General features: G+C 60.6%; 4 protein-coding genes. All 4 read left to right on the forward strand.

What is annotated here, in order from left to right; all coding sequences use genetic code 11:
* Positions 1 to 2: 2 nt before the first annotated feature.
* Genes ACNPP0_RS09625 through ACNPP0_RS09640 form a run of 4 tightly spaced genes read left to right on the forward strand, consistent with a single transcriptional unit; the run spans position 3 to position 10,705 of the window.
* Positions 3 to 2,855, forward strand: coding sequence for a DUF8741 domain-containing protein (locus tag ACNPP0_RS09625; RefSeq protein ID WP_448705720.1), 2,853 nt, complete (start codon positions 3 to 5; stop codon positions 2,853 to 2,855).
* A gap of 4 nt (positions 2,856 to 2,859) precedes the next feature.
* Positions 2,860 to 7,827: an Eco57I restriction-modification methylase domain-containing protein gene (locus tag ACNPP0_RS09630; RefSeq protein WP_448705721.1), complete on the forward strand. Its 4,968-nt coding sequence runs from the start codon at positions 2,860 to 2,862 to the stop codon at positions 7,825 to 7,827.
* Between the two features lie 9 nt (positions 7,828 to 7,836).
* Positions 7,837 to 9,828, forward strand: coding sequence for a hypothetical protein (locus ACNPP0_RS09635; protein WP_448705722.1), 1,992 nt, complete (start codon positions 7,837 to 7,839; stop codon positions 9,826 to 9,828).
* Between the two features lie 10 nt (positions 9,829 to 9,838).
* On the forward strand, positions 9,839 to 10,705 hold the full coding sequence (locus tag ACNPP0_RS09640; RefSeq protein ID WP_448705723.1) for a Hachiman antiphage defense system protein HamA: 867 nt from the start codon (positions 9,839 to 9,841) through the stop codon (positions 10,703 to 10,705).
* The last annotated feature ends 155 nt before the right edge of the window (positions 10,706 to 10,860 follow it).

Consider the following 10,860-nt stretch of genomic DNA (forward strand, 5'->3'; position numbering starts at 1 on the left):
ACATGAATGCACCAACGCCGGAGTTCCTTCCGGGAAGCCTAGTTTCCGCTCGTGGCCGCGAGTGGATAGTTCTGCCCGAATCCGATACGCAGACCCTGCGGTTGCGACCGCTGGGAGGTGGTGAGCGCGACGAAACGCTCATCTACCTGCCCCTGGAGCGTCATCCGGTACAACCAGCCTCGTTCCCCTGGCCCTCAGTCGCTCAGGCGCGCAATCATTCGGCCAGCCAGTTGCTACTGGATGCCCTGCAGCTCAAGCTACGAAGCGGCGCCGGACCGTTCCGCAGTTTTGGCAATATTGCCGTCGAGCCGCGGGCTTATCAGCTCGTGCCGCTGCTAATGGCGCTCAAGCAGTCGACTGTGCGCCTACTGATAGCCGACGACGTCGGTATCGGTAAGACGATTGAAGGTGCGCTTATCGCGCGCGAACTGCTCGACCGCGGCGAAATTCAGCGCCTTGCCGTGCTGTGCCCGCCGCACCTATGCGAGCAGTGGCAGCGCGAGCTGGCGGAGCGCTTCCACATCCAGGCCGTCGTTGTTCGCTCCAACACCGCTGACCGCCTGGAACGCGACCTGCCGCCTGGCACATCGGTGTTTCATGCCCACCCCTACACGGTGGTCAGCTTGGATTACATCAAGTCTGAGCGCCGTCGCGAAGCCTTCCAACGCTTCTGCCCCGAGTTTGTCATTGTCGATGAGGCCCACACCTGCACTCAGGCTGGCCAGGGGCGCCAACAGCGCTATCAGTTGCTTAAGGGCTTAGCGGCCGACGAGGCGCGTCACTTGGTGCTTCTCACCGCCACACCGCACAGCGGAGACGAGGAAGCCTTCTTCAATCTACTGGGCCTGCTGCGGCCTGATTTCACCCAGTTGAAGGACCTACCCGCGAGTCAACGCACGGACCTGCGTGAAGACCTATCTCGGCACTTCGTCCAGCGCCGACGGCCTGACATCGCCGAATGGCAGGACACCTCGATGTTCCCTGACCGGCGCACGGCTGAAATCACCTACAAACTCACCGGGGCCTGGGGCCAGTTGTTCAACGACGTGTTGGCCTACGCTCGTGAGCTTGTCGAGCGCTCCGAAGGGCAGGCGCTGCGCGAACAACGCATGAACTGGTGGGCCGCCCTTGCGCTGTTGCGCTGCATCTCGTCATCGCCGGCCGCTGCTGTAAATGCGCTGCGGACCCGGCTGCAAGGTGCCTTCGGCGAAGCGAGTCAGGCTGAGGGCCAATCCCTGGAAGAGTTCGAAGCCCAGGCCACCGACCGGGTACTGGACGGTACTGACGACGCACTATCCACAGACGACCTCGAACCCGGTGCCAAGACGGAAGACAGCCAGCGCCTGGAAGCACTGATGGCCAGCGCCGCAGCCCTGGCTGGCCAGCAAAACGACCCTAAACTCGCCAAACTACAGGAGCATGTCGCCCTCCTTTTGAAGGAAGGCTTTCAGCCAGTCGTTTTCTGTCGCTACATCGCCACGGCGCACTACCTGGCAGCAGCTTTACAGGCAAGGTTCAAAGCAGTCGCCGTTAAGGCCGTGACTGGCGAGCTGACCCCAGACGAGCGGGAGGTGGCAGTCGACCAATTGGGCGATAGCGAGTCCCGTATCCTGGTTGCCACGGACTGCTTGTCCGAGGGCATCAACCTGCAGGGTCTGTTCACCGCCGTCGTCCACTACGACCTCAGTTGGAATCCGACCCGCCACGAACAGCGCGAAGGGCGTGTAGACCGTTTCGGACAGAAGGCTCGCGAGGTCCGCAGCACCATGTTGTACGGCGAAGACAATCCCGTAGACGGTGCCGTGCTGCAGGTCATTCTGCGTAAGGCCGAGAGCATCCGCAAAGAGCTGGGCGTGCTGGTCCCCATGCCGGACAACGAAGGCAAGCTCACCCAGGCGCTGATGAATGCCGTACTGCTGCGCAAGGGGACGCTCAACGCTCAGTCGCAGTTGGATTTGTTTGGCGAACCCGCCAAAGAGATTGACCTAGCTTGGCAGAGCGCCAAAGAAAAGGCCAAGCAAAATCGTTCCATCTTTGCCCAACGCCGCCTGAAGCCAGAAGACGTCTTCCCAGAATGGCAGAAGTCTGCGGCAGCGCTCGGAGGTGAAGCCGAAGTCGAACGCTTCGTCAAACGTGCCGCCGCTCAACTCGGTTCGCCGCTGCAACCCGTCAAGCAGTACTTCAAGCTGTTGACCGAGCACCTGCCGCCCGCCGTGCGCGAGCGGCTCGCTGCCGAAGGACTAGTCTCAACACTACGCATTGACTTCCAGCAGCCTGCGGCGCAAGGGGCAACCTTTGTCCACCGCACCCACCCATTGGTGGCTGTACTGGCCGACATGCTGCTGGAGCAAGCACTTGACGACAGCCAACCCTCGACTGATGACGCTGTGGTCGCCCGTGCCGGCGCAGCCTTCGTGCAAAGCGTGGCGCTCAAAACCACCGTTCTGTTGCTCCGTATCCGTCACCAGCTCACTGTTACCAATGGCAGCCAGACACGCCTGCTGATGTGCGAGGAAGCGGTCGCTGTGGCCGCCAGCGGCTCCCTGCCTTTCTCTGACCTCGACCCTGACATGACCCGCCAGTTGCTGGGTGCCGAAGCTACCCGCAACATGCCTGCACCACTGCGTGACCGTCAACTTCAGATTGCTCTCGACGCTTTGCCGAGTTGGCAATCGCAGTTAGAGGCCATGGCCAAAGCTCGATCCCAGGCGCTGTTGGCTGACCACCGCCGTGTTCGCGAGGCTGCCGAAGGTCGCGGCAGCTACCAGGTCACCGCCAGCCTGCCTGTCGACGTGATGGGCCTGTACGTGCTCCTGCCTGATGCAGCAGCAGCCACCAACACCATGGGAGCTTGATGTTATGGCCAAAAAGCCTCTCCACCAGCTCGCCTACCGCGCCATTCGAATCGAAGGCGGACTCCTACCCGCTGAAGAGCTCACCCGGCTGACCCTGCTGGCAGACCCCAAGGGCAGCGAGCAGACGGAGCAACAGTACCGCATCGCCAAGGGCCTGAAACTGCGCGACGAAATCGCTCGCGATTTCAAGATTGCGCTCACCCTTTGGCAGGATTTCCAAGCCTTACGTCAACGTCAGGATGTGCAAGCCCACGAGGTCACCATCCGAGAGTGGCTGTTGCCACTGTTGCGCGACGTTCTGCACTTCCATGACGCCGCACGCTGCCCGGCCATTCAGCACGCTGGCCACGAATACGCCATCGGGCATGCGGGCACCGGCGGACGGGTGCCACTGGTTTTCGCCGGCTTCGACCAACCGCTGGACAGTTCAGCCGAGCGATTTGGCGAAACCAACCCTGACACTGGCAAGACCCGCCGCCGCAGCCCGTTCATGCTGGCTCAGGAGGCACTCAATGCCAGCGATGCGTCGCTTTGGGCCATAGTCAGCAATGGCCTGACGTTGCGCATTCTGCGTGACAATGCCAGCCTCACACGCCCTGTTTACATTGAGGTCGACCTCGAGGCGCTTTTCACCGAAGAGCTGCTGGCCGACTTTAGCGCCTTCTGGCTGCTGGCTCATGCCTCACGTTTTGGTTCCGCTGAGGCACCGGCCGCCGACTGCGCCTGGGAACGCTGGCGTGTCGCAGGTCAACAGGCCGGCGTCACTGTACGCGGCAAGCTGCGCTATCAGGTCGCCGAGGCGCTACGTGCGTTGGGTACGGGCTTTCTCTCGCACCCGGCCAATGGCGCTCTGCGGGCCGCGCTGCAGAGCACCCAGGATAGCTACGACCGGCAGGTCTTCTTCGAAGAGCTGCTACGCCTGGTCTACCGCCTCATCTTCCTGGCCACTGTGGAAGACCGTCGCGACCGGGGCACCGGCGAACGCCTGGTCTTCGCACCTAACGCCAGTGAGGAGGCCAAGGCCCGCTATTTGTCTGGCTACTCTCTCACCTGGCTGCGCGAGCGGGCCGTGCGCCGTAGCCAGCACGACCGCTACGCTGACCTGTGGCAAGCGTTGAGCATTACTTTCGGTACCCTGGGTGCCGGTGAACCTGCTCTGGGGCTGCCCGCGCTTGGCGGCTTGTTCGCTGCGGACCAGTGCCCACGCCTGGACTCGGCCCAACTCGACAACCGCTACCTTCTGGCCGCCGTGTTCCAACTCGGCTGGTTTCGCGCCAACGACGGGCTATCGCGAGTCAATTACCGTGACATGGGCCCGGAGGAACTGGGCAGCGTCTACGAAAGCCTGCTGGAGTTGGTGCCGGACCCGCAGGGCCTGGCCTCTCCTGTTACGGCACGCCTGACTTTCGTGGGCGACGATGAAACCGACGCCTCTACCAAAGGTAACACCCGTAAGCTGACTGGCAGTTACTACACTCCTGACAGCCTGGTACAGGAGCTCATCAAGAGCGCGTTGGAACCCGTCATTGCGCAGACCGTGAGGGCGAATCCAGAACGTCCAGTCGAGGCTCTGCTGTCGCTCTCCATCTGCGACCCGGCTTGCGGTAGTGGCCACTTCCTACTGTCGGCAGCACGTCGCCTGGCCGACGAAGTGGCGCTACACCGAGCTGCCGCGGAGCGTGAGGGTGGAGCGCCCACGCCCACGGACTATCGTCACGCGCTGCGCGATGTGGTCAGCCGCTGCATCTACGGTGTAGACAAAAACCCGATGGCTATCCAGTTGGCCAAGACAGCTCTGTGGCTGGAGGCTTACTCACCCGACCGACCGTTAAGCTTCGTAGACCATCACTTGCGGGTGGGCGATGCACTATTGGGGGTGCTTGACCCCAAAGTGCTGGAGACCGGTATCCCGGATGAAGCCTACACGGCCCTGTCGGGCGACGACAAAGAAGTCGCCAAAGCACTGAAGAAGCAAAACAAGGCTGACCTGAAGAGCTGGCGACAGATTGCAAGCGGTGACCTGCTCACCCAGACTGACCTTGCCGCACAGACGGTCAGAGTGGAGACTCTGGACGACGATACTCCCGAGCACCTGGCTGCCAAACGTCAAGCCTGGTCGCAGACCGAGGCTGAGGCACAACGCAGCACATTCGCCCGCTTGGCCGACACATACGTGGCCGCCTTCCTGGCACCCAAACTCGCCGATGCTGGTGTCACCGTGCCGCTTTCGGGCTACCTGTGGGGCGTGCTTAGCGGTCAGTCGCCGAAAGCCGAGGTGGAAGACGCCTCTCAAGCACTATGCCGGCAGCACGCCGTCTTCCACTGGTGGCTGGCCTTTCCGCAGGTGGCGGCTCAAGGCGGTTTCAGCGTGATGCTGGGTAATCCGCCTTGGGAGCGCATCAAGCTGCAAGAGGAGGAGTTCTTCGCCACCCGCAGCCCGCAGGTAGCCATGGCAAAAAACAAGGCCGAACGAGCCCAGCGTATCGAATGGCTTAAGGAAGGTGTGCTGTTGCACCGCGTGAACCCCGACCTGGAGCGCGCTGAGGGTCTGACACCACCGAACCTCGCCGAAATGGCGCTGTACGCTAGCTTCATTGCTGCGCGTCGCGGTGCCGAGGCGGCCAGCCTCTACGCTCACGACAGTCGGCGCTACCCGCTTACCGGAGTCGGCGACGTTAACACCTATGCCCTGTTTGCGGAGACGATGCTACAAGCCACGGCCCATAGTGGGCGAGCTGGCTTTATCGTGCCGACGGGTATCGCCACCGACGATTCCACCAAGGCCTACTTTGGTCACATAGCTAGCAGCGGTCGGCTTGCCAGCCTCTACGACTTCGAGAACAGTGAGGCCGTATTTCCAGCAGTACACCGCAGCTACAAGTTCTCCCTGCTAACGCTGGGTGCCTCTCGGCAGGCCGAGTTCGTCTGTTTTGCTACCCAAGTTACGCACGTGGTCGACGAACGCCGTCGCTTCACCCTCGCTACGGAAGACTTTACGCTCATCAATCCCAACACTCGCACCTGCCCAGTATTTCGCAGCGAACGCGACGCTGAGTTGACCAAGAAACTGTACCGCGCCGCGCCCGTACTCGTCGCCGAACAGGTCACCGATGAAAAGGGAACTTTTCTACGACCTGAGGTAAATCCATGGGGCATTCGCTTCCAAGCGATGTTCCACATGTCCAGCGACAGTGGCTTGTTCGCGGAAACTGCCACCGCTGAGGGGAAACCCGTCAGACTGCCGCTGTATGAAGCGAAGATGATTCATCAGTTCGACCATCGCTGGGCGACTTACGTAGACGTCGCTGGCGGGTCGACGGGCGAAGTGGAAACATCTGACGTGAGCAACGCCCAGAAAACAGACCTCGTTTTCTCTGTACGTCCACGATACTGGGTGGACCGGCGCGAGGTGCTGGCCCGCATCGCCCGCGTCCCCACACGCGTGGCACGTACATGGCTCGCACTGCATGCTGCGCAGGATGCAAAGGATGCGCTAAAACTGAACTCTGTGGTGGCCGAGCTGCTGCTGTCACTGTCCCAATGGGTAGCTGGTGAGCTATTCCATCGTCAGGCAGGCTCCGTCTCGGCAAACGACAGCTGGACCGCCGCCCAAGCCCAACCGCACATCGCGCCGACTGAAATTCAGCTTAAGGCCCACTTCCCGCGCCTGAATGACGTGCTACGCGGCGAGGGGCTGACAACCAAGAAAGCCTTAGTTGAGTTTCCCAAATGGGCGACACAGAACAAGGACGCGAGGCTGGTCGACGATGAGTTGGCGAACTTGGCGGAGGCTTTGGATGCTGGAGCATTCGCAGACACGCTTCGTATGCTGCTTGACTGTTGGATGGACCAGCGCAGTCCTCGGTGGCTAATGGGCTTTCGGAATATTGCTCGAAGCACTGATGAGCGAAGCTACATTGCATCGGTGGTACCGAGAGTTGGCGTCGGTCACTCTATGCCGCTGATTTCCAGCGACCAGTCAACGGCCCTATGTGCGGTCTTCCTCGGGCTCTTGGGCTCAATGAGCTTTGACTATGTAGTACGTCAGAAGCTGGGGGGGACGAACATGACGTTCGGGTATGTCAAGCAATTTCCAATGCCCCCGCCTGAGCAATTCACTCAGGCAGACCTAGCCTTCATCGTCCCTCGCGTCCTCGAACTCACCTACACCGCCCAGGACCTCCAGGCCTGGGGCGATGACCTCGTCGCCTACGACCCTCGCCCCGCCTCCGAGCAAGGCCAGCCTTTCGCCTGGAACCCCGAGCGCCGCACCCAACTGCGCGCCGAGCTTGACGCTTACTACGCCCGGCTGTACGGCCTCGCTCGAGATGAACTGCGCTACATCCTAGACCCCAAGGAGATGATGGGGGACGACTATCCCAGCGAGACCTTCCGGGTGCTGAAGGAAAGCGAGATTCGGACCTACGGTGAATTCCGGACGCGCAGGTTGGTTCTGGAGGCGTGGGACCAGCAGGCCAGCATTTCGTTCGCTGCGCCATCTGCGCCCGTTTCGTACTCCGAGCTCGGGATGATTAGCAATGTCGAGGAAGGCCGCCTGGCCGGCCTGGTGACCGCCCTGGTCGCTGAGCGAACGGAAGGCTGCTCGCTAGTGGACATGCAGTCAGCGGTGGCTGCGCTGGCCGCAGCTGAGCACCACTTGGACCCAAGTGACAGCACACGCTTCAATGCCTTGCGAGGTTCGCTCGGAATTGCAGACGTGGCACCACTCCTGAGCCGAGTCCTGCCCATTGTGCAGCGCTTGGTTAGCGTTGATGTACTAGCGCGTTCAACCAGGGGTGGCGAGGTTTTCTACGCGAGCGGTATCGGCACGCCACCTCTCGATGTCATTCAGTTGCCAGAGCATTCCGAAGCTGCTCGGCTTCTGTGGCAGGCAGAGAATCAGCGCCTGACAGCCGAGGCCGAGAAGAGCGAGACAGCGCCCGTGCGCCCCAATGTCACCGGCACACAGTAAGAGGACACCATGTCAACCTGGCTCCAGGCAAATAAGCCGGTACGCACGCAGCCCAGGCTATGGGTTGAAACGATGTGGTTGGTCGAATCCCGTGAACCGTTGGCGGCAACCCGCACCATAGACCTGCATCCTGGGCTGAACATAGTTTGGGCCAAAGAATCCGCCTCGAACGATGCTTCGGGGTTAGCCAGCGCAGGTCACGGCGTTGGAAAGACTTCGCTGTGCCTGTTACTGAGATACGTGCTGGGTGATGACGCACCAGCTATCGCCACTCTGCGTAACAAAGCGACGGGCAGCTTTCCCAAAGGCGGAGTGGCGGCAAAGGTCCATGTGGATGGCACCGTCTGGCTGGTCTTCCGACCGTACGGCTTGTACACCCCTTCTTTGGCCGCTCAGTGCGACGCATTGGACCATTTGTTCGATGGCACCGTACCGAACAATTTCGACGGCTACGGTCGCGCGTTGGAGCAGTTCTCGATAGGCAGGCTAGCCGCCCGCTCCCTGCCAGGAACAAATCAACCTCTCGAGTGGCGCCATCTGCTGGCCTGGTGCATCCGGGAGCAACGAACGCGCTTCGACGGTTTTTACCACTGGCGTGAGGGTGAAGGCCTGGGCTTCAAGCGGTCACGGCGAGACCCGCCACTGCTGGTCGGCTCTGTGCTCGGTCTGGTGGACCAGGAACTCGACCAACTGCTGCGTGACATCGAGGCCAAGCAGAAGCAGGTCGAACAGTGCAAGGAGCGCATCCCAGAGCTTGAAAGAGCACCAGCCTTCGCATTGGCTTATGCCGACCGCCAGTTGCGCCTGAGAGTACGAGCGGAAGAAGACGAACCCGTCTTCGCCACCACAGTTGGCGAATCGGTCCAGTCTCGCGTTCAGGCTGTCATTCAGAGGGCCGAGTTGGACGAGAGCCACTGGACGAATGATGTGGAGCAGGCAGAGGAGACGCTTGTAAAAGAGCTGGTGCGCTTACATGAGCTGACTAAGGTTCGAGATAGAGCAGAGCTTGACGCTGGCATTGCCAAGTCCCTGGTGGATGCGAACCAAGCCGACTTTGAGCGGCTGACCAAGCTGCGGGAGAAACTAGAAGGGCTGGACGGCGGTCGATGCGACCACGGGGATGTGGAGTTCAGCGAATGTCGTTACATCCAAGAACGCAAGACCGCGGTCAGCATGACCTGGTTCCAGGACGGTCGACAGGTCAAGGCCAATGCGGCAGAGCTCTCTAACCGCCACGAAGCTCGGAAGCGGGAATTCGACAGTGCGACGCAAGAGGTCTCCGACTATGCGAAACGCATCTCCGCAAAAAAAGCCGACCTTAGTCGATTGCGTATTCGTATCGCCACCAGTGAGAGCGCTCGAACATTCTTGAAGCAGTCTTGGGACGACTTTCAGGTGAAGCATACCCAAAGGTCCCAGGGTGGCGACACGACAGAGCTCGTCGCGGCTCGGAAGCAACTTCAGGAACTCGAGTCAGCGCTCGATTCCCTTCGAGTTGCCGAAGCCCGCCGACGGTCTCAGCATTCGTCGAGAGTCGACGCTATCAAGGCCTTGACGGCCACCGTGGCAACCAGGCTGCTCGGTGCAGTCGGACAGGCGCGATTCGTTCCTGGGCATGAGGTTCGACCGTTCGAAGTGGCGCGTGGCGGCGAGGCCTACCAGGTACTGGAAGTGCTGCTCGGCGACATCGTCTGTCTGCTCGACTCCGCCGTGTCTGAAGCCAGCAATCATCCGGGGTTTCTTGTTCATGACTGCCCAAGAGAGGCAGATATGAGCGAACTCTTGTATCGGGCGTTCTTCCTCACTGCCGCGGAGGCTGCCGAGCAACTGGGGGAAGGCAACGAAGTCCCCTTTCAGTTTATTGTCACGACGACATCCGCGCCTCCACCTGTGCTACAGGGAGGCCGAGTTGTAGTGCTCGAACTAGAACCAGGTGTCGAGGATAAGCTGCTCTTCCGTCGGGAACTGGAGCCTTCCTTCTTGATTTTTAATGATGCCTAGGACTACACAGTTGGCGGCTGACGAAGCCGTGGATGCCGCGAGTGCGGCCGTCGCTTCAAGCAAAGACTTCAAGCCTGCCTATCTCCAGCACCTCAAACGAGCCGAACCACTGGTATTGGATGGGGGAGAACAGTGCGAGGTTTGGGACCTGGAGGTAGCCGCTGATGCAGCGTGCTTAAGTGAGTGGGCCAGCCGATTCCGCCAGACATACTGCTCTGATGACGACATCGACATACTCCGCGAAGGCACCGGCAAGTCGCGGGCTGAGTACCTCTTGGAGCTGGTCTTTCCGGACAAAAGCGTGCCTCCGGGGCCTGGAGTCCGTTCAGGGGACTTTGCCGAGTTGCTGGTCTCAGACTACGTCGAGTTCATCCTCGGCTACTGGGTTCCGCGTGGCAAATACGCTGAGAAGGGAAGTCGGAATGAGTCAGTCAAGGGCGTCGATATTGTCGGATTCAAATGTCCCGATGCTGGACAGCCGAAGGCGAGTGATGAGATGTTGACCTTTGAGGCGAAGGCTCAACTAGGGGATGGCAAGTACAAGGGCCGCCTTCAGGATGCGGTCGACGACTCGGGCAAAGACTATCTTCGAGTCGGCGAGACGCTGGCCGCGATGAAACGCCGTATGCATGTTGCGGGCGAGCGTGCGTCAATGCTGGTCGTGGAGAGATTTCAGAACGCTGTCGACCGCCCCTACCGGCTTCTCTCAGGCGCAGCAGCCATTCTTTCAGGCATGGCGTTCGATGCAGATGGCATTAAGGGAACCACCACCGCCAAACACAACAACGCAGGCAATTTAAAACTGATTGCTGTCAAGGGCAAAAACCTGATGGTGTTGGCTCACGCCTTGTACCAGCGAGGAGCCGATGAAGCCTGAATTCAACAGCCGTCGGTATTTCGGCATCACTCGGTCCAAGGAGAAGATGTACGAACTTGGGCTGCCAGAAGAGTCCCATATCGCCGTCCCGGAGGGGGTTGAACCTGCCGCCCTGTTCCCACTGTCTATCGGGACGCTGATGGATGCGTGGGCGG

It is taken from the genome of Achromobacter semiaridum (assembly GCF_053543755.1).